General features: G+C 65.5%; 23 protein-coding genes. 13 read left to right on the top strand and 10 right to left on the bottom strand.

Annotated features, from left to right (window positions below):
- Positions 1-75: 75 nt before the first annotated feature.
- The 5 genes from ACM9LZ_RS15775 to ACM9LZ_RS15755 all read right to left on the bottom strand — a co-directional run bounded on the left by ACM9LZ_RS15775 (position 76) and on the right by ACM9LZ_RS15755 (position 5690).
- Positions 76-837 (bottom strand): 5'-methylthioadenosine/adenosylhomocysteine nucleosidase, encoded by a 762-nt coding sequence (locus ACM9LZ_RS15775; RefSeq protein WP_416620451.1) that lies wholly within the window; start codon positions 835-837, stop codon positions 76-78.
- A complete protein-coding gene (locus tag ACM9LZ_RS15770; RefSeq protein ID WP_416620450.1) occupies positions 834-1265 on the bottom strand; it encodes a response regulator in 432 nt (143 codons plus the stop codon). Before ACM9LZ_RS15770 ends, ACM9LZ_RS15775 begins: the two co-directional genes overlap by 4 nt.
- Positions 1262-3922, bottom strand: a complete 2661-nt coding sequence (locus ACM9LZ_RS15765; protein WP_416620449.1) for a PAS-domain containing protein — start codon at positions 3920-3922, stop codon at positions 1262-1264. The genes ACM9LZ_RS15770 and ACM9LZ_RS15765 overlap by 4 nt, the downstream gene beginning before the upstream one ends.
- 62 nt (positions 3923-3984) lie before the next feature.
- Positions 3985-5352, bottom strand: a complete 1368-nt coding sequence (locus ACM9LZ_RS15760) for a tetratricopeptide repeat protein (protein WP_416620448.1) — start codon at positions 5350-5352, stop codon at positions 3985-3987.
- Positions 5346-5690 carry a hypothetical protein gene (locus tag ACM9LZ_RS15755; RefSeq protein WP_416620447.1) on the bottom strand — a complete coding sequence of 115 codons (345 nt, stop codon included), beginning with the start codon at positions 5688-5690 and terminating at the stop codon, positions 5346-5348. Before ACM9LZ_RS15755 ends, ACM9LZ_RS15760 begins: the two co-directional genes overlap by 7 nt.
- Before the next feature lie 226 nt (positions 5691-5916).
- Between ACM9LZ_RS15755 and recA the strand changes: the two genes are divergently transcribed.
- The 3 genes from recA (at position 5917) to ACM9LZ_RS15740 (ending at position 10880) form a co-directional block, all read left to right on the top strand.
- Positions 5917-6993 carry a recombinase RecA gene (gene recA, locus ACM9LZ_RS15750; protein ID WP_416620446.1) on the top strand — a complete coding sequence of 359 codons (1077 nt, stop codon included), beginning with the start codon at positions 5917-5919 and terminating at the stop codon, positions 6991-6993.
- 253 nt (positions 6994-7246) lie between these two features.
- Complete coding sequence (gene alaS, locus ACM9LZ_RS15745; RefSeq protein WP_416620445.1) at positions 7247-9922, top strand: alanine--tRNA ligase; 2676 nt, start codon at positions 7247-7249, stop codon at positions 9920-9922.
- 106 nt (positions 9923-10028) lie between these two features.
- Positions 10029-10880: an AAA family ATPase gene (locus tag ACM9LZ_RS15740; RefSeq protein ID WP_416620444.1), complete on the top strand. Its 852-nt coding sequence runs from the start codon at positions 10029-10031 to the stop codon at positions 10878-10880.
- Positions 10881-10951: 71 nt separating this feature from the next.
- On the opposite strand, the gene fliP is transcribed toward ACM9LZ_RS15740, so the two are convergent.
- Genes fliP through ACM9LZ_RS15720 form a run of 4 tightly spaced genes read right to left on the bottom strand, consistent with a single transcriptional unit; the run spans position 10952 to position 12752 of the window.
- Entirely contained in the window at positions 10952-11713 is a 762-nt protein-coding gene (fliP, locus tag ACM9LZ_RS15735) for a flagellar type III secretion system pore protein FliP (protein ID WP_416620443.1), read from the bottom strand.
- Positions 11710-12042, bottom strand: coding sequence for a flagellar biosynthetic protein FliO (locus ACM9LZ_RS15730; protein ID WP_416620442.1), 333 nt, complete (start codon positions 12040-12042; stop codon positions 11710-11712). Before ACM9LZ_RS15730 ends, fliP begins: the two co-directional genes overlap by 4 nt.
- Positions 12043-12387 carry a hypothetical protein gene (locus tag ACM9LZ_RS15725; protein ID WP_416620441.1) on the bottom strand — a complete coding sequence of 115 codons (345 nt, stop codon included), beginning with the start codon at positions 12385-12387 and terminating at the stop codon, positions 12043-12045.
- Positions 12384-12752 carry an EscU/YscU/HrcU family type III secretion system export apparatus switch protein gene (locus ACM9LZ_RS15720; protein ID WP_416620440.1) on the bottom strand — a complete coding sequence of 123 codons (369 nt, stop codon included), beginning with the start codon at positions 12750-12752 and terminating at the stop codon, positions 12384-12386. The genes ACM9LZ_RS15725 and ACM9LZ_RS15720 overlap by 4 nt, the downstream gene beginning before the upstream one ends.
- 358 nt (positions 12753-13110) lie before the next feature.
- Between ACM9LZ_RS15720 and flgB the strand changes: the two genes are divergently transcribed.
- From flgB to ACM9LZ_RS15685, 7 genes are read left to right on the top strand one after another with little or no spacing between them, the layout of a single operon-like run.
- Positions 13111-13515: a flagellar basal body rod protein FlgB gene (flgB, locus tag ACM9LZ_RS15715; protein WP_416620439.1), complete on the top strand. Its 405-nt coding sequence runs from the start codon at positions 13111-13113 to the stop codon at positions 13513-13515.
- Positions 13516-13563: 48 nt separating this feature from the next.
- Positions 13564-13977 carry a flagellar basal body rod protein FlgC gene (gene flgC / locus ACM9LZ_RS15710; protein WP_416620438.1) on the top strand — a complete coding sequence of 138 codons (414 nt, stop codon included), beginning with the start codon at positions 13564-13566 and terminating at the stop codon, positions 13975-13977.
- Positions 13978-14018: 41 nt separating this feature from the next.
- On the top strand, positions 14019-14333 hold the full coding sequence (gene fliE, locus ACM9LZ_RS15705; RefSeq protein ID WP_416620437.1) for a flagellar hook-basal body complex protein FliE: 315 nt from the start codon (positions 14019-14021) through the stop codon (positions 14331-14333).
- A gap of 18 nt (positions 14334-14351) precedes the next feature.
- Positions 14352-14642 (top strand): flagellar biosynthesis protein FliQ, encoded by a 291-nt coding sequence (gene fliQ, locus ACM9LZ_RS15700; RefSeq protein ID WP_416620436.1) that lies wholly within the window; start codon positions 14352-14354, stop codon positions 14640-14642.
- Positions 14642-15406, top strand: coding sequence for a flagellar biosynthetic protein FliR (fliR, locus tag ACM9LZ_RS15695; RefSeq protein ID WP_416620435.1), 765 nt, complete (start codon positions 14642-14644; stop codon positions 15404-15406). The genes fliQ and fliR overlap by 1 nt, the downstream gene beginning before the upstream one ends.
- Before the next feature lie 16 nt (positions 15407-15422).
- The gene (gene flhB, locus ACM9LZ_RS15690; RefSeq protein WP_416620434.1) at positions 15423-16502 is read left to right on the top strand and encodes a flagellar biosynthesis protein FlhB; all 1080 of its coding nucleotides are present in this window, start codon (positions 15423-15425) and stop codon (positions 16500-16502) included.
- A 44-nt stretch (positions 16503-16546) separates the two neighbouring features.
- On the top strand, positions 16547-18748 hold the full coding sequence (locus ACM9LZ_RS15685) for an ATP-binding protein (protein ID WP_416620433.1): 2202 nt from the start codon (positions 16547-16549) through the stop codon (positions 18746-18748).
- A gap of 75 nt (positions 18749-18823) precedes the next feature.
- On the opposite strand, the gene ACM9LZ_RS15680 is transcribed toward ACM9LZ_RS15685, so the two are convergent.
- A complete protein-coding gene (locus ACM9LZ_RS15680; protein WP_416620432.1) occupies positions 18824-19021 on the bottom strand; it encodes a hypothetical protein in 198 nt (65 codons plus the stop codon).
- Here ACM9LZ_RS15680 and ACM9LZ_RS15675 point away from each other — a divergent pair.
- From ACM9LZ_RS15675 to ACM9LZ_RS15665, 3 genes are read left to right on the top strand one after another with little or no spacing between them, the layout of a single operon-like run.
- Entirely contained in the window at positions 19020-20249 is a 1230-nt protein-coding gene (locus ACM9LZ_RS15675; protein ID WP_416620471.1) for a 3-keto-disaccharide hydrolase, read from the top strand. The genes ACM9LZ_RS15680 and ACM9LZ_RS15675 overlap by 2 nt on opposite strands.
- Positions 20246-20800, top strand: a complete 555-nt coding sequence (locus ACM9LZ_RS15670; RefSeq protein ID WP_416620431.1) for a gluconate 2-dehydrogenase subunit 3 family protein — start codon at positions 20246-20248, stop codon at positions 20798-20800. The genes ACM9LZ_RS15675 and ACM9LZ_RS15670 overlap by 4 nt, the downstream gene beginning before the upstream one ends.
- A complete protein-coding gene (locus ACM9LZ_RS15665; protein WP_416620430.1) occupies positions 20800-22506 on the top strand; it encodes a GMC oxidoreductase in 1707 nt (568 codons plus the stop codon). Before ACM9LZ_RS15670 ends, ACM9LZ_RS15665 begins: the two co-directional genes overlap by 1 nt.
- The last annotated feature ends 15 nt before the right edge of the window (positions 22507-22521 follow it).

Here is a 22521-nt window from a genome sequence, read left to right as displayed (position 1 = left end):
TACAGGGACAGGGTTGCCGGACCCGTCCTATCAACGGCCGGGCCGGCCCCTGCCTGTCGGGCCATGGGCGATTTTTCAGATCACCGCGGCAATGCGGCGGATGATGCGGGCGGCGTTGCCGGCGGCATTGCGGGCGAAGGCGGGAAAATCCAGGTGGCTCTCCTCTCCCGCCAGATCGGACAGGGCGCGCACGACCACCAGCGGCACCCCGAACCGGGCCGCCACCTGGGCCAGTGCCGCTCCTTCCATTTCGATGGCCTGTGCCTGGAACCGGTCGAACAGCCCGGCCCTGGTTCTGGCGCAATTGAGGAAATGGTCGCCCGTCAGCACCGTACCGAACCGCCATTGTGCCGGGCGCGATGCCCCTGGCGCCGGGGACAGGTCCAGCCCGGCCAGTGCCGCCCGGATCGTATCGTGCAGCCCGTCGGCCAGCGGATAGCCGAACCGTTCGTCGAAGCCCGGCAGCGGCGGCACGCCCGGCTGATAGGGTTTCAGCGCTCCCCCCGCCAGGGCCCCGTAATCATGCTGGATCAACCGGTCGGCGATCACCACGTCGCCCACGGCCAGCGACGGGTCAATGCCGCCCGCCACCCCGGAGAACAAAAGCCCGCGCACACCCAGATGGTGCAGCAGCAGCGTCCCCACCACGGCCGCGTTCACCTTGCCGATCCCCGCTTCCACCATCACCACGGGCTGCCCGTCCAGCAGGCCGTTCAGGAAGCGGAAACCGGCGATCCGTTCCTCTCCCTCCTGCCGGAACAGGGGTGAGAATTCGCCCATCTCCTCCGGTATGGCGCAGATCAGGCCCAGGGGGGCGGTCCGGCGGGGCGGGGTCATGGCGCGCCTGTGCTGCGATTGCGGATATTCTTGGCCAGCGTGCGTATCCGCACCTCCAGTTGGGCCGCGCTGTAGGGCTTGACGATGAAGGCATCCACCCCCTGGGCGCGGGCCGCCAGCACATGATCCTTGGTGCCGTGCCCCGTTTCCATGATGAAGGGAAGGTCCGGCCGGATGGCCCGAACGGCCGTCAGCAGGTCCATCCCGTTCATGCGCGGCATGGCCCAGTCGCAGATGATCAGGTCGATACCGCGCGGGTTGCTCTGGATCATGTCCAGCGCATCGCTGCCATCATTGGCGGCCAGCACCTCGCGGATTCCCATCTGGCGTAACACATCGGCGATCCAGATCCGGGTCTGTGGCTGGTCCTCCACGACCATGATGCGCAGGGACCGGATCGGGTCCTCGGGCATGTAATGCCGGTTCATGTGCTTCTCTTCGCTGCCAGGGCATCGGCGACGGCCCGCCGCAGGCCGTCCGGGTCGATGGGCTTGTACAGCACGGGAATGCCGGACGGCAAATCCGTCACTTCCGCGTGGCCGCGACCGGGATAGCCGGTCATGAACAGCACGGCAACCGTTGGATCAAGCTCGCCCACGAGATGGGCCAGCCGCACCCCGCCCAGGGCGGGCATGACAAGGTCCGTCAGCAACAGGTCGACCCCGCCCTCCTCGAACCGTTCCAGCGCCTCCACCCCATCGGCGGCACCGCGCACATGATGGCCGTCCTGTTCAAGGAAGGCCGTGACCAGGGTCAGCAACTCCGGCTCATCCTCCGCCACCAGGATCGTTGCCGGCGCAACTGCGGCCCCGGGGCGGGGGTCGGCACCGGTGACGGCTGCCGCCACCGGCGGTACGGCCAGCGGCAGCCACAGGGTGAAGCGGGTGCCGTGGCCGGGCTGACTGTCCACCAGGATGGTGCCGTCGGCCTGGGTGACGGTGCCATAGACCATGGCCAGCCCCAGGCCGGTGCCCTGGCCCGGCGGCTTCGTCGTGAAAAACGGGTCGAAGATGCGGTCCAGCAGTTCCGGCGGCATGCCCGTGCCCCGGTCGGTGACCGACAGCAGCGCATGGGCGCCCGGCGCCAGACCGGCGGGCGGGGACCCGGTTTCCACTGTTTCCAGCACGACCGACAGCGGGCCACCGCCAGGCATCGCGTCGCGGGCATTGATGGCCAGGTTCAGCAGCGCCTGGGCCACCATATCCGGGTCGATGGCAACCCAGACCGGATCGTCGGGCACCGACAGGGTCAGGTCGATGGTGGCGCCCAGCAGCGGCTTCAGCAGGAATTCCTGCCCCCGCAGCACCCCGCCCAGGTCGATGGGGCGCGACGGGGTTACGCCCTTCTGGCGCGAGAAAGTCAGCAACTCCCGCGTCAGGGCGGCGGCCCGGTCCACGCCCTGGCCGATCTTGGCCAGATAGCCGGCCAAGGGGCTGTCCGCGGCCACACCCATGCGGGCCATGCCGGCATAACCGCCGATGACCGACAGGATATTGTTGAAATCATGCGCGATCCCACCGGCAAGCTGGCCGAGCGCCTCCATCTTCTGGGCCTGCAGGAACTGGCTTTCCAGCCGCTTCTGTTCCGTCACGTCGGCGAACAGCACGACGAAGCCGCCGCCCGGCATGGGAAAATGCCGGACCTGCAGCCAGGCGCCGTTAGGCCGCTGGCGCTCACTGAAATGCACGCCCAGCCGTCGGATGCGGTCATAGTCGGCCAGACTTTCCTCGACCGTCTCGCCTGGATATTCACCCTGCCGGGCCAGCAACACGACAAGGTCATGGTCCTTCAGGCCCGGGCGCATGAAACCCGGTGGAATGTCCAGAAGCTCCGACACGCGGCGATTGGCGACAAGCAGCCGGCCATCGGCGTCATACACCTCGATGCCGATCCCGACATTGTCCATCATGCTGTCCAGGATGCGGGTCTTCTCCCATATCTCGTGCTCGGCCTGCCGGCGGTCGGTGATGTCGCGCAGATAGGCCGTGTAGCGCCGGCCCGGTCCCAGCGGCACGGCCGTGACGGCCAGTTCGATGGGCAGCGTGCTGCCGTCGCGCCGCCTGGCCTCCGTCTCCATGCGGCGGCCCAGCATCGTATCGTTCCGCCCGGCCAGCAGCGCGGCCAGCCCCGTATCGGACGGGTCCCGGTGATGGTGCGGCACAATCAGATCGACCAGTGTCCGGCCCACGGCCTCTGCCCGGGTCCATCCGAATGTACGTTCGGCGGCGGGATTGAATTCAAGCACCGTTCCGTCACCGTCGATGGACACGATGCAGTCCATGGCCGTATCCAGGATGGAACGCGCACGCGCCTCGCTCTCGCGCAGGCGCAGACTGGCCGCCGCCTCGTGCGTGACATCGCGGAACAGGCACAGCACCAGCCGTTCCTCCCCCGTCTGGAAGGGGACGGCGGACATTTCCGCCAGTCTCTCGCTGCCATCGCAGCTTTGCAGGCCGATACGCATCTGAGACACCGGCTCTCCGCCCGTGACCCGCCGGAACAGCATCTCTGCCAGGGGCCGCGCCTCGGGGCTGGCAAAGGACAGGATATGGACCCCCCGCGCTTCCAGGTCGGGGGCCAGGCCCAGGATGGTCCTGCCGGCCTTGTTGATGAACCGTCCCCAGCCTTGCAGATCGTGCACGGCGATGCCGTCGGGCGACAGATCGACCAACTGGCGATAGCGCTGCTCGCTGTCGCTCAACGCCACCTCGCGGCGTTTCAGTTCGGTGATCTCGGTGCGCAGGCACAGGATGCCGCCATCGGGCAGGCGCCGGTCCTGCACGCGAATCCAGCGGCCGTCGGGCAGGCGGAACTCCACCGGCCGGCCATCGGCACGGCGCAGTTCGCAAAGCCGTTCGGCGACGAAATCCTCTTCCCCGCGGCCACGGGCGGAAGGGTTCTCCCCCACCCGAATCCCGGCGCGCAGCAGCGCTTCGAAGGTCACGCCGGGCACCATCTGGGGCGACGTGGCCGGGAAAAGCGCCCGGAAGGCGGGATTGGCGCGTATCAGCCTTTCCTGCGCATCGAACAGGGCGGCCCCGTCCGTCAGCATGTCGAAGGCGATGCTCAGGCTGTCCAGGGTCAAGGCCGGGTCCTTGGGCTTGCGGGCCGTTTCCTGTGGTGATGGTGCCTTGGTCCCGGCCGCTGTCAAGCCGTCACGGGCAGGGCGGCCCGCAGCCGGGTGATCAGGCCGGCCCAATCGCCGCAGCGCTGCTGGCGGAACAGGCGCATGGAAGGATACCAGGGCGTCTTCGCCGACTTCTCCAGCCACCGCCAGTCCGTGTCGGTCGCGATCAGGGTCCAGACGGGCCGGCCCATCGCGCCGGCCAGATGCGCCAGGGCGCTGTCGGGCGTGATCAGCAGATCCAGATGGGGCAGAATGGCGGCGCTGTCGGTCCAGCCCGTGATCCGGGGCGCCAGATCGGTGACGGAACCGGGCAGCGCGGCGGCGGCCAGTTCGGCATGGCCGGCGGCCACCTGCATCGCGTACCAGTCGGCCCCCTGGCAGGCCAGCAGCGCCAGAAGCGGCGCCAGCCCCGGTGTACGCCAGCGGTCGCCCGGATGGGCGGGATTGCCGGCCCAACTGAACCCGATGCGCGGCCGGCCGGGGCGGCGGGGCAGATGCGGCGCCCATGCCGCGACGCGGTCCGGATCGGCAGCCAGATACGGGCCGGTCCAGGGAATGGTCTGCGGGGTCAGGCCAAGCAATCCCGGCAGGTCCAGCAGCGGCACCTGGAAATCCACGGGCGGGGGGGGCTCTCCACGCACCAGCATGCGGCCATGGTGCCCGTCAGCGAACAGGGGCGCCAGGGCGGGCGGTACCTCCAGCACCACATCCGCCCCCGCGTCGATCAGCGGGCGGGTCAGGCGCGCGCACATGATGGTGTCGCCGGCCCCCTGTTCATCCCATACCAGGATGCGCCGACCGGCCGCCGGCTCGCCCTGCCAGGCCGGGATGGACTGGTGCCGGGGCGGCCGGGCAGAAACCGACCAGCGGTGCCGGTAGCTGGCAAATCCCTCCGCCCATCGGCCCAGCCGCAGCAAGGCAAGCGATCGGCCCAGGGCGGCTGATGTGTCGCCGGGGGCCAGTGCCAGACAGCGCTCGAATGCCTCCAGCGCGCCGGCCGGATCGCCCGTGACGCGCCGGAACAGGCCCGTATCACGCCAGACATAGGCCTGGTCTGGGCCCAGGCGCTGCGCGGTCTCCAGATGCGGGCCGGCCTCGGCCTCGTTCCCCGTATGCAGCAACAGGTTGGCCAGCGCGCAGCGGGCGGGCAGAAGGTTGGGGGCAACGCTGACCGCCTGTGACAGCATCCGCAGGGCGGTCACCTCGTCGCCATCCCGGCGGGCTGCATCACCCAGGCTCAGCAATGCGCCGGGATGGTCGGGTGCCGCCGCCAGCACCCGTTGCCAAAGGGCCAGCGCGGCGTGTGCATCGCCGCGGGCGGCGGCCTCCATGGCCTGTCGCGCCAGAAGGGGGGCGGCGGGTGCTGTCGATGAACCGGTTCTCACCATTGTTTCTCCGTCAGGGTCGGCTTGCCCTGCACCGTGCTGCTGATGGCCTCCGGCATGCGGACCAGCCGGTCGCCGCGGATGGGCGGCAGCGGATCGGGATCATAGACCTGCTTCAGACGGCGATATTCATGGTCGTGATATTCCTGCTGTTCCTGGAAATCAGGCTCGCCATCGCGGCGGCCGGTCACGATCACCTCCTGCTCCATGGCGGGGGTGGCAGCTGGCGGCAGGCGCGCCGCGCCGGGGTCCTGCGCCGGGGCCGGCAGTGCCAGCAGCAACAGGGCCAGAACGGCACAGGGCAATGGTCGGGCGGGGTGATTCCCCACGGCGATCGGCATGGATGGACCGGCAGGCAGGATGCGGACAGGACAGCATAGGCGATTTCCGCCACGAACACTCCTGTCCTTTGCACCATCCGCGCATCCGCACGCCATTGCCATGGCTGAACAGGCGACGAATGTGAACGTAATGGGAACATTAGCACTTGGCGGGCGAGAACAAAAAAGGTACAACAGGTGCAGTTGAACGCGCATGCCTATCCGTGCGAGAAGGAAGGGGACAGATATGTCGGCAGCTCCACTCCGTCTGGTTGAAACACCCATGGACAAACAAAAAGCTCTCGATGCCGCGCTGGGTCAGATCGAACGCGCGTTCGGCAAGGGCTCGATCATGAAGCTCGGCGCCAAGGAGGCCATCTCCGAGACGGAGGTGGTGTCCACGGGCTCCCTGGGCCTCGACATCGCGCTGGGCATCGGCGGCTTCCCCCGGGGCCGCATCATCGAAATCTACGGGCCCGAGAGCTCGGGCAAGACGACGCTGGCGCTGCATGCCATCGCCCAGGCCCAGAAGAATGGCGGCGTCTGCGCCTTCGTGGATGCCGAACATGCGCTGGACCCCTCCTATGCCCGCAAGCTGGGCGTGGATGTGGATGAATTGCTGATCTCCCAGCCCGATGCCGGCGAACAGGCGCTGGAGATCGCGGACACGCTGGTGCGCTCCGGGGCGATCGACGTGCTGGTGGTCGATTCCGTCGCGGCCCTGGTGCCACGCGCCGAACTGGAAGGGGAGATGGGCGACAGCCATGTCGGCCTGCACGCCCGGTTGATGAGTCAGGCCCTGCGCAAGCTGACCAGTTCCATCTCCAAGTCGCGCTGCCTCGTCATCTTCATCAACCAGATCCGGTTGAAGATCGGCGTGATGTTCGGCAATCCGGAGACGACCACGGGCGGTAATGCGCTGAAATTCTATGCCTCCGTCCGCCTGGATATCCGCCGCATCGGCTCCATCAAGGACAGGGACACGGTGACGGGCAACCAGACCCGTGTGAAGGTGGTGAAGAACAAGATGGCGCCACCCTTCCGCGTCGTGGAGTTCGACATCATGTATGGCGAGGGCGTGTCCAAGGTGGGTGAACTGCTCGACCTCGGCATCCAGGCCGGTGTCGTTGACAAGTCGGGCTCCTGGTTCTCCTACGATGGGCAGCGGATCGGCCAGGGGCGGGAGAACGCCAAGACCTTCCTGCGCACCAATCCGGCCGTGGCCGACAGCATCGAACAGAAGATCCGGTCCAATGCCGGCATCGTGGCCGGTGCCATGATGGGCACGCCGGAGACCGATGGCGACGCTTCCAGCCCGGATTGATGGACGGGCGTTCCCCGCACGGGGGCGCTGCATGCGAAGATGGGGGAGGCGCTTGCCTTCCCCGTTTTGCTGTCCGGCCCGTGACCATCATCAGAGGGGGTTGCACGCGCTGACCGGACACGGTGCCGGCCTGAACCCCGGCCCCAAGCGGGCATGACCCCCCAGCCCCAAGCGGGCATGGACAGGCCGCCGCTTGCCACGGTACAACCCGTACCCCATGTCGCGTTCAATGCAGCAGTCAGGTCGTCATCCCATGTCCAAGAAGACCGTCAACGAAATCCGTTCCACGTTCCTCGATTATTTCGGGAAGAATGGCCACGCCATTGTCGACAGCTCGCCGCTGGTGCCGCGCAATGACCCGACGCTGATGTTCACGAATGCCGGCATGGTGCAGTTCAAGAACGTCTTCACGGGGCAGGAGCCACGACCCTATACCCGCGCGACCACCTCGCAAAAATGTGTGCGCGCCGGTGGCAAGCACAACGACCTGGACAATGTCGGCTTCACGGCCCGCCATCACACCTTCTTCGAGATGCTGGGCAATTTCTCCTTCGGTGATTATTTCAAGGCTGATGCCATCGAACTGGCCTGGAACCTGATCACCAAGGAATTCGGCATCCCGGCGTCCAAGCTGACGACCACCGTCTTCCATGATGATGACGAGGCGTTCGGCCTGTGGAAGAAGATCGCCGGCCTGCCGGACGATCGCATCATCCGTATCCCCACGTCCGACAATTTCTGGATGATGGGCGATACGGGTCCCTGCGGCCCCTGCTCGGAAATATTCTATGACCATGGGGCGCATATTCCCGGTGGGCCGCCGGGCAGCCCGGATCAGGATGGCGACCGCTTCATCGAGATCTGGAACCTAGTCTTCATGCAGTACGAGCAGTTCCCTGCCAAGGATGGCGGGTACCAGCGCGTGCCCCTGCCCAAGCCCAGTATCGACACCGGCATGGGGATGGAACGTCTGGCCGCCGTACTGCAGGGCGTGCATGATAATTACGATATCGACCTGTTCAAGGGCCTGCTGGAGGCATCGGCGGAAGCCACGGGCGCCAGCCTGCGGGGGCCGCATGCGACCTCGCACCGCGTGATTGCCGACCATCTGCGCTCCTGCTCCTTCCTGATTGCCGACGGCGTCATGCCGTCGAATGAAGGGCGTGGTTACGTCCTGCGTCGCATTATGCGTCGCGCGATGCGGCATGCGCACATGCTGGGCGCCAAGGAACCCGTGATGTACCGTCTGGTCCCGGCCCTGGTGCGCGAGATGGGCGGCCATTACGCGGAACTGGTGCGAGCCCAGGCCCTGATCACCGAGACCCTGCGCCTGGAGGAAACCCGCTTCAAGCAGACGCTGGATCGCGGGCTGAAGCTGCTGGACGAGGCAGAGGGTGGTCTGGCCAGGGGGGAGGCGTTGCCCGGCAATGTCGCCTTCACGCTTTACGATACCTATGGTTTCCCGCTGGACCTGACGCAGGACGTGTTGCGCACCCGCAACCGGCCCGTCGATGTGGACGGGTTCAAGGCGGCGATGGAGGAGCAGCGCCGCAAGGCTCGCGCCGCCTGGGCCGGTTCGGGGGAGGCCGCGACGGAGAGCGTCTGGTTCGAACTGAAGGATGAACTGGGTGCCACGGAGTTCCTCGGCTATGACACCGAGGCGGCCGAAGGGGCCGTCACCGCCATCCTGGACATGGCCGGCAACCGGCTGACCAGCGTCGGCGAGGGCACCGAGGTGCTTGTCGTTGTCAACCAGACCCCCTTCTATGGCGAAAGTGGCGGCCAGGTTGGTGATGCCGGCCTGCTGATATCGGCCAAGGGCGCGGAAGTGACTGTGCGCGACGTGCAGAAGAAGCTGGGTGCGGTCTTCGCCCATGTCGGCACCGTTACCAAGGGCACGTTGGCCGTAGGCGACAATGTGGAATTGAAGGTGGACGGCACACGCCGTTCGGCCATTCGCGCCAACCACAGCGCCACCCACCTGCTGCATGAGGCGCTGCGCCGCCGTCTGGGCGACCACGTCACGCAGAAGGGGTCGCTGGTCAGTGCCGATCGTCTGCGCTTCGATATCTCCCAGCCGACACCGCTGGCGGCCGGCGACATGTCGGCCGTGGAAGAGGCGGTCAACAGCCGCATCCGCGGCAACAGCGAGGTCACGACCCGCCTGATGACGCCCGATGCCGCCATTGCCGTCGGTGCCATGGCCCTGTTCGGGGAGAAATATGGCGAAGAGGTCCGTGTCGTCTCGATGGGTGGTGCCGATGAGGGGGGGAACAAGGAGTTTTCCGTCGAACTGTGCGGCGGCACCCATGTCCGCCGCACGGGCGATATCGGCCTGTTCAAGATCGTGTCGGAAGGGGCGGTTGCCGCCGGCATCCGCCGGATCGAGGCGCTGACCGGGGCGGGGGCGCTGGCCTATCTGGAACAGCAGGAGGGGCGCCTGCTGGATACCGCCCAGGCCCTGAAGGTTCCGGCGGGGGAAGTGGTGGCCAAGGTCACCAGCCTGCTGGATGAACGCCGCAGGATGGAGAAGGAGTTGGCCGACCTGCGCCGCCAGGTCGCGCTTGGCGGCGGCGGTTCCGGTGGGGCCGCAGAGATCAGGCAGGTTGGCGGCCTTGGTTTCATCGGCCGGGTGGTCAATGACCTGCCGGCCAAGGATCTGAAGCCCTTCGCCGATGAATTGAAGAAGCAGGTGGGCAGCGGCGTGGTCGTGGCCATCGCCGTGGCCGACGGCAAGGCATCCGTCGTGGTCGGCGTGACGGAGGATGCGGTTTCCAAGGCCAGCGCCGTTGATCTGGTCCGGGTGGCGGCGGCGGCCCTGGGTGGCAAGGGCGGCGGTGGCCGCCCCGACATGGCCCAGGCCGGTGGCCCCGATGGCGCCAGGGCCAATGATGCCATCGCGGCGGTGGAAGCGGCCCTGGCGGGGTGACACCCGTCAAGGCGGCAAGGCAAGGCGGGGCGCGCTGTGCCCTGGCCTGCCGAACCGCCGGTCCGTTTACGCCGGTATCGTCAAACCTCCCTGACAGGTATTCCCAATGACCCGTTTCGAAGGCACCCAGGATTACGTCGCCACGGATGATCTTCGTGTCGCCGTCAACGCGGCCATCACACTGCAAAGGCCCCTGCTGGTGAAGGGCGAGCCCGGCACGGGCAAGACCGTGCTGGCACAGGAGGTGGCCCGGGCCCTGGGCCGTCCGCTGTTGGCCTGGCACGTGAAATCGACGACCAAGGCCCAGCAGGGCCTTTACGAATATGATGCCGTCAGCCGGCTGCGCGACAGCCAGTTGGGTGACCCGCGCGTCAAGGATATCCGCAATTACATCCGTAAGGGCCCCCTTTGGACGGCGTTCGAGGCGGAAGAACCGCCCGTCCTGCTGATCGATGAGATCGACAAGGCGGATATCGAATTCCCCAACGACCTGCTGCAGGAATTGGACCGCATGGAGTTCTTCGTCTATGAGACGGGGGAGACCATCAAGGCGGCCAGGCGGCCCGTCGTCATCATCACCTCGAACAATGAGAAGGAACTGCCCGACGCCTTCCTGCGCCGCTGCTTCTTCCACTATATCCGCTTCCCCGACGCCGACACGATGACCCGCATCGTGGAGGTGCATTTCCCCGACCTGAAGGCGGAATTGCTGCGCGATGCGCTGACCCTGTTCTATGAGGTGCGTGAGGTGCCGGGGCTGAAAAAGAAGCCCAGCACGTCGGAACTGCTGGACTGGATCCGCCTGCTTCTGGTGGAGGATGTTTCGCCGGAAACGCTGCGCCAGCGTGACCCGAAGAAGCTGATCCCGCCCCTGCATGGCGCGCTTTTGAAGAATGAACAGGATGTTCACCTGTTCGAGCGGCTGGCCTTCATGGCGCGGCGCAACAACCAGGGTTGAGGCCGGCGGGACCCGTGACGGCGCAAAACCGCCGCCACGGGCCTGGTCTGGCCGCGCTACATTTCGCGGCGCTACACTTCGCCGAAGCTTTGCACCAGACTGCCGACGATCAGGTACCAGCCGTCGATCAGCACGAAGAAGATCAGCTTGAACGGCAGCGAGATCATCGCCGGCGGCAGCATCATCATGCCCATGGACATCAACACGCTGGCCACCACCATGTCGATGACCAGGAAGGGCACGAAGACAAGGAACCCGATCTCGAATGCCCGCTTCAGTTCCGACAGCATGAAGGACGGGATCAGCACATGGATCGGTATGTCCTTGGGCTCTGCCACGGGCGGGGTCTTGGACATGTCCATGAAAAGCTGAAGGTCGCGCTCGCGCACATGGCGCATCATGAAGGCGTGGAACGGCTCCGCCGTGCGGCGGAAGGCCGTGACCTCGTCGATCTCCTCATTGATCAACGGGCGCACCCCGACATCGTAGGCGGTCTGCAGGGTGGGGGCCATGATGAAGAAGGTCAGGAACATGGCCAGACTGACCATCACCTGGTTCGGCGGCACCTGCATGGTGCCCAACGCCGACCGCAGAAAGCTCAGCACGATGATGATGCGCACGAAGCAGGTCATCATGATCAGGATGCTGGGCGCCAGTGACAGTACCGTCAGCAGCGCCACGAACTGCACGATGCGGCCCGTGCTGCTGGGCCCTTCATCACCCAGGTCCAGGGAGAAGCTCTGTGCCAGGGCCGGTGCGGCGACAAGGGCCAGCAGCAGCCCGGCCGGCAGACCAACGCGGCGGATAAGGGGGAGGATCGGCCTGCCCGTCATGGGGTTGTGTCCGTCATGTCCTGGCGGCCCAGCACCGCCTTGAAATCGTGAGGGGTGGCGGATGGCGGCGCGATGCCGGTTTCCACCACCCTGTCCTCGCCATGGCCCAGCAACAGCAGATGCTCCACCCCGTCACGGCGCACCAGCACAAGACGCCGGCGGGCATCGAGCGTCAGCACCTCCACGATACCCAGCCGGCGGTCGCCCTTGCGCCTGGCTGTCAACCCTGCGGCAGGGCCATAGCGGCGCAGCAACAGGCCGCAGATCCCGATCAGCGCCAGGACCAGGCCCAACGCCATGAACAGGCGCAGATATTGCGTGGCGTCCATTCAATAATCCTTGGGCGTGCGATAGGCCTGGGCGGCACGGATGCGGGTCGCATGGGTCTCCCGTCCGCCCAGCTTGTCGCCATGCACCCGCTCCAGCGTTGCCGCCACCTTGTCCAGCGCGCCGCTCACCGCCTCCAGCCGATCCAGAAGGCTCCTGGCGTCCGGGGGGGGCAGTGATGTGGCGGCTTCCAGAATGGGCTTCACCTCGCGCTCCAGCCCGGCGAGGTCGACCATCTCGCCCTTGGCCAGTGCCTCCTCACCCCGGGCGAGCAGTTCCAGCAGGCTGTCCAGTGTCTGGGCGACATCGGCAGCATCGGGCCGGGCGGGAATGGTGGGCTCTGTCATGACGCGGGCGGCTCGTCTGTGGTCACATCAGGGGTACTGGCATCGGATGTGGCGGCGCTGTCGTGCCTGCCAACATCTTCAGCAGTATAGGTGCCGTTGGCACGATAGACATAGGCAAGGATTTCCGCCACGGCGGCGATGGCTTCAATCGGAATTTCGCTGTCCACGTCGATGGCGGCAAGGATTTCCGCCAGGTCGGCATCGGTGCGCACCTTCACCCCATGGGCAAAGGCCAGTTCCAGGATCTGTTCGGCCACGGCCCCCTTGCCGCTGGCCACGACGCGGGGCAGGGAGGGATCCCCCTGCTCGTGGCGCAGGGCCACGGCCACCTGTCGGCGGGCGGGCGTCGGCGGGGTATCGCTCATCGGGCTCAACGCATCACAATCCTGGATCGGTGCCGCCGGTGACAGGGGATCGTGGCACCCGTTCCGGCCACGAAACCACCCTTGCGACGAAAAGCAGCTTAGCAGATCATTGAAGCCTGTGCAGCCGGCCCCGGCGATAAAATCACCTTATATCCGGGCCGACGATGCGCTATGCTGACGAAGAGTTTGCCGGCTTGGCGTCCCGGTCCGGCAAACCCCGTCCCGCACAAGGCGGGACATGAATTCCCCGCCCGGCGCGGGGATATTGCCGAAAATGGCGCGGAAATTGCTTCTCTTGTCTTTGCCGGCGGCGGAAACTGCCGGTCGGCGGCTTGTTCGGGAATGGAAAGGATATGCCATGGATCTGAAGGACAGCGGATTGTTCCGCCTGATGTCGGACAAGATGGCCTGGCACAACCAGCGGCAGGAGGTTCTGGCCCAGAACGTCTCCAACGCCGACACGCCCAACTACCGCCCAAGCGATCTGGTCGAGTTCGATTTCAAGAAGCAGCTTCGCGTCGCCTCGCAGATGCAGGTCGCGGGTTCGGGTTCGGGGCATATGTCCGGCACCCTGCCGGTGAAGTCCGGTTTCCAGGACGGCAAGGAGCGCAGCCCCTATGAGACCGCGCCTGGCGGCAATGCCGTGGTGCTGGAGGAACAGCTCATGAAAGTCGGTCAGAACTCGATGGAATATCAGACGGTGACGAATCTTTACCGCAAGCAGGTTGCCATGCTGAAGACGGCGCTGGCGGCGCCGCGCTGATGATGGCGTCCCCGGCTGGGGCAGTTGTGGGTGTGAGGGAGAGCGGGAATGGATCTGTTGAATTCGATGGCGGCATCGGCCGCGGGCATGAAGGTGCAGGGCACGCGCCTGCGCGTCATCGCCGAAAATCTGGCGAACGCCAATTCCACCGCCCCTTCTCCAGGCGACCTTCCCTATCGCCGCAAGGTCGTGATGTTCCAGAATGTCCTGGACCGTGAATTGGATACCGATCTGGTGAAGGTGCGCAAGATCGATGTGGATCGCAGCGATTTCCAGCGCCGCTACGACCCCGGCCATCCGAGCGCCGATGCCGACGGCTATGTGCTGCTGCCCAATGTCAGCTCGCTGGTTGAAAGCATGGACATGCGCGAGGCGCAGCGTTCCTACGAGGCGAACCTGAACACGCTGGAAGCCACCCGGCAGATGATCATGCGCACTGTGGATCTTTTGCGGTCGAACTGATCCGTTCCACCGCCCGGTTTTGATGTGGAGAGAGACGAACCATGGCCATCCCGTTCAGCAACGCCGCCGCCGCCTATACCAACGCGGCCACGCGCGGGCTCAATGTTCCCGGCGGGCGCGCCGCGGCGCCGACCGACGGACCGTCCTTTGGCGACATGCTGGAAGAGGCGGTTTCCCAGTCGGTGCAGACCATGCGCACCGGTGAGGAGATGACCGCAAAAGGCGTTGTTGGCAAGGCGGATCTGGCCGATGTCGTCAATGCCGTCACCAACGCGGAGGTGACCCTGCAGGCCGTGGTCAGCGTGCGCGACAAGGTGATCTCTGCCTATCAGGAAATTCTGCGCATGCCGATGTGACGAGCCGGACCGTCCATCATGAACGAGGCCGAGGCCATCGAAATTGTGCGCGACGCGCTTTTCACCACGATCATCGTCAGCATGCCCCTGATGCTGATCGCGCTGGTGGTGGGGCTTGTCATCTCATTGTTCCAGGCGCTGACCCAGCTTCAGGAACAGACGCTGACCTTCGTGCCGAAGATTTTGATCCTGTTCACGGCCATGGTTTTCCTGTTGCCCTTCATGAACGGGCATCTGCAAAGCTTCACCGAGCGGATCATGGACCGTATCGTGGCGCTGGGCACCGGGCCTGAAGGGGATGGCGGCTGATGTCGCTGGACGCCCTTCTCGGCGGTTCCGTCTATGTGTTTCTGATGATCTTCGTGCGCGTCGGCTCGGCGTTTCTGATCATGCCAGGCTATGGCGAACAGTTCGTGTCGCCGCGCATCCGGTTGCTGCTGGCGTTGCTGATTTCCTTCATTTTGATGCCGCTGATGCTGCCCGACATGCCGGCGGCCCCATCCCGGCCGGGTGACCTGGCGCTGCTGGTCATCGCAGAGGCATTGATCGGCATCTTCCTGGGCACGATCGCCCGGTTCATGATGGCCGCGCTTGAGACGGCGGGCATGCTGATCGCCAATCAGGTGGGCCTGTCGGCGGCCCAGTCTTTCAATCCCGCCATGTCGGGCGCGGGCAATGCCGTATCGGCCGTGCTGTCCATGCTGGCGCTGATGCTGATCTTCGCCACGGATTTGCATCATCTGCTGCTGCTGGCCGTGGTGGACAGTTACAGCCTGTTCCGACCGGGGGAATGGCTGCCCCTGGGGGACGCCGCCCAGCATCTGGCCCGCGTTCTTGGCGACAGTTTCCTGGTCGGGATGCAGTTGGCGGCACCCTTTGTGGTGATCGGTCTGCTGTTCTATCTGGGGCTGGGCCTGATTGCGCGGCTGGTGCCGCAGATCCAGGTGTTTTTCGTCGGCATCCCCATCCAGATCGTGCTGGGGCTGCTGTTGCTGGGGCTCAGCCTGACGGCCCTGATGACCTATTGGCTGAACCGGTTCGAGGGTCAGCTCATCAACATCCTGCAGCCGTGAGCAGGGGAGGGAGCGCATGGCCGAGGATCAGGATGAAGACAGTAAAACAGAAGAACCTACCGGCAAACGCCTGCAGGAGGCGCGCGACAAGGGCCAGGTTCCCAAATCCCAGGAATTCAACCATCTATTCGTGCTGAGCGCCGCACTGGTGCTGATCCTGCTGGTTCTGCCCTGGTCCTTCGGGCGCATCAGCCTTTCCATCACGCCCTTCATCGAACAGCCGCACGCCATCCTGATGGATGGTGGGGCGCTGGGGGTTGTGCTGATCGATCTGGTAACCTCGGTTCTGGTTTCGATGGTCGTGCCGCTGGTGATCCTGCTGATTGCCGCCGTCATGGCGTCGGTGGTGCAGGTTGGATTTCTGGTGACGACGGAGAAGGTGTTCAAGTTCGACCTGAACCGTTTGAACCCGCTTTCGGCGCTGAAACAGAAATTCTCCATGAAAAACCTTGTGGAGTTTCTGAAGTCGCTGGCAAAGCTGATTATCGTCGGGATTGTCGTCTACATCATGTTGCGGCCGCTTTGGCAATCGGTCGATCATTTCATCGCCATGGCCATCATTGACATCGTTTCAGAGACCCAGATACTGGCGGCCAAGGTCATCTTCGCCGTCCTGCTGGTGCTGCTGACGCTCGCCGGTGCCGACTATGTCTATCAGCGCTATGCTTTCATGAAGCAGATGCGCATGACCAAGCAGGAGATCAAGGACGAGTTCAAACAGGCCGAAGGCGACCCGCTGATCAAGGGCAAGATCCGGCAATTGCGCATGGAGCGTGCGCGCAACAACATGATGGGCAACATCCCGTCGGCCGATGTGGTGGTCACCAACCCCACCCATTATGCTGTGGCCCTGAAATATGATCAGGCCAGCATGGGCGCGCCAACCGTCGTCGCCAAGGGTGTCGACCATCTGGCGCAGCGTATCCGTGAGGTGGCGGAGGAGAATGACGTGCCGCTGATCGCCAACCCCGCCCTGGCCCGCGCGCTATACGCCTCGGCGGAAGTGAACGAGGAAATTCCGCCCGACCATTACAAGGCCGTCGCCGAGATCATCTCCTATGTGTTCAAGATGAAGCGGCGTCCCCTGTCGCGCTGATCCCGCCCGATCCGTCAACATCTTCCGACACCGGTCGAATGCCCATGCGCAAAAGCACACCCGTTTCCCTGTCCGGCCTGAATCCGACGGCCCGCGTTGCCGCCCTGGGGCTGGGGGCGCTGGTCGCGGTGGCGTTGGCGGCCATGTTCTATCTGGCCCGGCTGGACGGCCCGCCGCCGGCCGAATGGGCGGCGGGCCTGCGCGGAGGCCTGGTGGTCTGGCTGGCCGGTGGGGTGCTGGCCTTCGGCGCCCTGTTTTTGATCCGGGCGGTGGCGGCCCGCAGCGGCGAGACCGAGTGGCGCCGCCACCTGCTGGCCCGCACGCTGGAGGCATCGCCGGTACCGTCGCTGCTGTTGGGGCCCGACGGCCGGGGCGTCCTGTACAATCCCGCTTTCCGGGACCTTGCCACACCCGGCCGGCAATTGCCGCTGGATGCCCTGGGTGCCGCGGCGGGCGGCGGGCTGGCGCCGCTGGAGATCAAACGGTTGCAGGCCGCGGCAGAGCGCGGGCAGGGCGGACAGGTGGATATCACCTTCCCGGGCGAGCGGCGTCGCCGCCTTTTTGTACAGCCGCTGGACGGATGCCCCGGCTACATGCTTTGGCAGGTGGTGGAGGCCCCGCCGGCGCAGCCGGCGCCGACCATGTCGGCAGGGGCGGAAGAGGTGGCGCCGCCTTCCCCCCTGCCGGCCGTGGATACCGATTGCCTGAATGCCGCGCTGGCGGCGATGGAGGCGCGCTTCCAGCGGTTTTTCGATTATGCGCCCATGGGTATCGCCCTGGTCGATGCCGAATACCGGCTGTTGGAATGCAACGACACGGTGCTGGCCCTGGCCGGCATGGTCATGGCCGATGCCCAGGGCCGGCCGGTCATCAATCTGTTCCGGCGTGATCAGCGATCTGTTGTGCAACAGCGTCTGGCCGCCATCATGCATGATGGCGGGGTAGCCCCCGCCCCGCACGAGGTGGCGCTGCGGGGCAGTCCCGGCCCCATCGTGCATCTTTATGCCCGGCGGCTGGACGGCGTGGCGGGGCCCGAACTGATCCTTTATCTGGTGGACATGACCAACCAGAAAAACCTGGAGGCACAGTTCGTCCAATCGCAGAAGATGCAGGCGATCGGCCAGCTGGCGGGTGGCGTCGCCCATGATTTCAACAATCTGCTGACCGCCATGATCGGCTTTTGCGATCTGCTGCTGCTGCGGCACAAGCCGGGGGACCATTCCTTCACCGATATCATGCAGATCAAGCAGAATGCCAATCGGGCCGCCAATCTCGTCCGCCAGCTTCTGGCCTTTTCACGTCAGCAGACATTGCAGCCGCGCATATTGTCTGTCACCGACGTGTTGGCCGAACTGTCGAACCTGCTGCGGCGCCTGATCGGCGAGAATATCGAACTGCGCATGATGCATGGGCGCGACCTGGGCCTGGTCAAGGTGGATCAGGGACAGTTGGAGCAGGTGATCATCAATCTCTGCGTCAATGCGCGTGATGCGATGGTCGAGACGGGGGGGAAACTGACCATCGTCACGTCCAACCTGCCGGTCGCCGCCCCGGTACAACGGGCCACGGAAACATTGCCCGCAGGCGATTATGTCGTGATCGAGGTTATCGATACCGGCATCGGAATCCCCCAGGAAAACCTGCAACGCATCTTCGAGCCCTTCTTTTCCACCAAGGAACTGGGCTCCGGCACAGGGCTGGGCCTTTCGACCGTCTATGGCATCGTGCGCCAGACCGGCGGCTTCATCTTTGTAGACAGCGCGCCCGGCGACGGGGCGAAATTCTCCATCTATCTGCCACGCCACCGGGAGGAGGGAGGAAGCCCCCCCGCGCCGGAACGGGGAGAGAAGGGGGCCGCCGACCTGACCGGCGTGGGCCGCATCCTGCTGGTGGAGGATGAGGACGCGGTGCGCATCTTCTCCGCCCGCGCCCTGCGCAACAAAGGGTACGAGGTGGTGGAAGCCAAGAGCGGGGAGGCAGCGTTGGAAATCCTGCGCGCACCGGACCGGCCGGCCGTGGACCTGATCATCACCGATGTCGTGATGCCGCAACTGGACGGGCCAGCCATGATCCGCGCCGTAAGGGAATTCATGCCCGATGTGAAGGTGATCTTCATCTCCGGCTATGCGGAGGAACGGTTCCGCAGCGCCGTCGGCGGTGGCGAGGCGGTGGAGTTCCTGCCGAAGCCGTTCAGTCTCAAGCAGTTGGCCGGCAAGGTGAAGGAAGTGATGGACGACGACACCTGATACCATGTGTGGACGGCCCTGCTTGAGCAGCGTGCGTCGGTGTTTCTTTGCGTATCCCCATCGGGTTCTGACCATTCACTGCATGATTGGTCTTCCCCGGCTTGCACCGATGATATATGACAAGGTTGTCAGATAACCGGGCGCCTTCTCCAATGACAAGCCCGGCACGAACAGGATCGGGAGGGTACAGATGGCGATGCCGCTGTCACGCTGCACGTTGTCACGTCGCACGGCGCTTGGTTTCATGGCCGGATCCTTGGGCTTGCCCTTCATGCCGGTGCGGGCCGCGCCGCCGCCGCCGCCCTGGCGCCGCCTGATCCCGGATCGACCGGCGGCCGATGGCGGCCTGCCCGGTTGGAAAACGCTGGGCGGGCACGCGCCCTTCACGCTGGAAGGCGGAGAGATCGTCGGCCGGTCGGTGGCCGCGTCGAAGAACAGTTTCCTGACGACACGGGAAACTTTCGGTGATTTCATCCTGGAATTCGATGTGAAGACCGATCCGCGTCTGAACACAGGTGTGATGATCCGGTCCGAAAGCCGGCCGGATTATCGCGACGGCGTGGTCCATGGCTATCAGGTTGAGATCGACCCCTCCGACCGTCGCTGGACCGGGGGCATCTATGATGAGGAACGGCGCCTGTGGCTGGCCAGCCCGGCCCATCGGCCGGAAACGCAGGCCACGTTCCGTCCCGGCGGCTGGAACCACCTGCGGGTGGAGGCGATCGGTCCGCGCATCCGCACCTGGCTGAACGGGAAGCCGGCGGCCAATCTGGTCGATGACTTGACCGCCCGCGGCTTTTTCGGCCTCCAGGTGCATGATGTGGGGCCGGACCCGGCCAATGAAGGGATGGAGGTGCGGTTCCGCGATATCCGCGTGATCACCGATGATCCTGCCCGTTTCGCCAGTCCGGTCGATGCGCGCGATGAACAGGATCACATCGCCAACCATCTGACGGCCGAACGCCATGCCTTGGGCTGGCGCCTGCTTTGGAATGGCACGGACAAAGCCGGCTGGGTGGGATGGTCGCCCGGTGGCTGGTGGATTGATGACGGAACGATCCGGCGGGATGCCACATCGGCACCCCTCATCGCTACACAAGGCTTGGCAGCCTTCGAACTGGAAATGGACGTCGCAGCCGAGGAAGAAGGAGCGGCAGGCGGCATCCTCTATCTGGATGGCGCCACCTACCGCCTGGCGCAGGGGCCGGCCGGGCAGGGGATGACGGCCAGCGGCAGCATGGATGGCCGGATTGCAGCCAGGAACCTGACAGACCCCAACCCGGACAAGCCGGCCATGAAGCCTGTGGGCCACTGGAACCGGGTGCGCATCTGTGTCACCGGTGACCGGATCGAACATTGGCTCAACGGTTCGCTGCTGGTTGCTGAGGACCGGGCGGCACTGAACCTGCCGGAAAGCGGTCCGATCGTCCTGCTGCCCGGCCAGGGTGCCATGCGCTTCCGTTCCATCCGGATCCTTCCGCTTGAGGGCGGGAGCCGATGATGAACCGGCGAGAGGCCCTGGCCGGTGCCATCCGTCTGGTTGGCGGTTCCTTGCTGCTGGCGGCGGTGCCGGCCGGCGCCTATGACGGCACGCAGGTGCCGGATGGTGCGGCCGGCCGATTTTTCACCGGCCCGGAGATGGCCCTGTTGGCCGAACTGGCGGATATCATGATCCCGCCCACCGGCACACCTGGTGCCAGGGCTGCCAATGTGCATGGGGTGATGGATGCATTGATGCTGGATTGGGCGTCGCCGGCGACACAGGCCCAGTTCCGGGCCGCGCTGGCCGGGATTGACCGGCAGGCAGGAGCGGACGGCTTTCTGTCGCGCCCGGCCGCCGGCCGCGCCACCCTGCTGGCTGGTATCGACCATGCCGCCTTTGCGGCAGATGCGCTGCCGGCGACACAGCCCTACCGCCGGCTGAAACAGCTTGTCTATTACGCCTATTTCACCTCGCAGGGGGCAGACCCCGATTATGTCGCCGTGCCCGGCGCCTATCACGGCGACCTGTCACAGGCCGACTATCGGCGGCTGGTGGAGGAGCATCGCTGATGGATTGGGATGCCATCGTCGTCGGGTCCGGCATTACGGGCGGCTGGGCGGCCAAGGAACTGTGCGAGAAGGGGCTGAAGACCCTGGTCATCGAACGGGGCCGGCAGGTGGAACATGCGGGGCCCGACTATACGGATTTCGAGGCCCCATGGGAGATCGAGTTCCGCAATCTGGTTCCGGAATCCTATGCCGGCCAGGGTTGGCAATATATGAAGGACAAGGGTGACTGGATCTACCGGATGCAGCATCTGCAGTTCTTTGCCGACACACAGACCTATCCCTTCTCCTATCCCGATGACCGGCCCTTCATGTGGACACGGGGCTATCAGCTTGGAGGCCGGTCACTGACCTGGTGGCGGCAATCCTATCGTTGGGGCGAGGCGGATTTCACGGCGAATGCCCGCGACGGACATGGGGTGGACTGGCCCATCCGTTATGGCGATCTGGCACCCTGGTATGATCACGTGGAACGGTTCGCGGGTATTGCCGGATCGGCGGATGGGTTGGATGCCGTCCCCGACGGGGTGTTCCAGCCGCCGTTCGAGATGAACTGTGCCGAAAGGCAGGTGGCGGCCGCGCTGAAGCGTGCCATGCCGGACGTACCCATGATCATGGGACGCACGGCGAACCTGACCGCCCCCACCGTTGAACAGCAGGCGCTGGGCCGCGGACCCTGCCAGGCCCGGTCGCATTGCAGCCGCGGCTGCTCCTACGGTGCCTATTTCTCCAGCCTTTCCGCCACGCTGCCAGCAGCGCGCAACACCGGCAACCTGACCGTGATGACCGACGCCATCTGCCACAGCCTGGAGGTCGATCCGGCCACGGGTCGTGTGGTGGGCGTGCGCGTGATCAATGCCGGCAGCCTGGAAGCAACCATCCATCGCGGCCGGCTGGTCTTTCTGTGCGCGTCCGCCATCGGGTCTGCCCATATCCTGCTGAATTCCCGCAGTGACGCCCACCCACGAGGGCTGGCCAACGGATCGGACGCGCTGGGCCGCCATCTGATGGACCATGTCGGCGGGGCGTGGGCCGCCGGGCGGGTGCCCGGGCTGCTGGACCGTTACCCCTATGGCCGCCGGCCCAACGATATCTATATCCCCAATTACCGCACGGACAGCCAGCGTCCCGGTGACGGGTTCATCCGCGGCTTCGGCTTCCAGGGATCGGCGAACCGCGGCCGGCCGCTGGATGCGGCGGGATTGCGGCCCGGCATCGGGAAGGCGGCCAAGCAGGCGGCGCTGGAATATGGTCCCTGGACCATCCGCATCGACATGTTCGGGGAAATGCTGCCCCATCCCGACAACCGCCTGACCCTGCATCCCACCAAGGTCGACCGCTGGGGCATCCCCCTGGCACATCTGGATTGCACCCTGCGCGCCAATGAAAAGGCCATGATCGCGCGCGGCCGGGAGGAGGCGGCAGCGATCCTGACCGCCGGTGGCTGCGAGGATGTGACGGCCGGTGCCCGGTTCGACATGCCCGTCGGGTCCAAGACCCACGAGATGGGAACGGCGCGCATGGGCCGCGATCCGGCCAGTTCCGTCCTGAACGCCTGGAATCAGGCGCATGAGGTGGCGAACCTGTTCGTCACCGATGGGGCATGCATGGCATCCAGCGGCACACAGAACCCGTCCCTGACCTACATGGCGCTGACGGCGCGCGCAGCCGGCCATGCGGTCGAACTGCTGCGCGAAGGCCGTCTGTAGCGCCTGGGCGTCCGG

Origin of the sequence: Niveispirillum fermenti, assembly GCF_048066175.1 — a bacterium.
Classification (GTDB): Bacteria; Pseudomonadota; Alphaproteobacteria; order Azospirillales; family Azospirillaceae; genus Niveispirillum; species Niveispirillum fermenti.
Note: the sequence above shows the minus strand (reverse complement) of the source record. Positions and strands in the feature narration are given on the sequence as shown.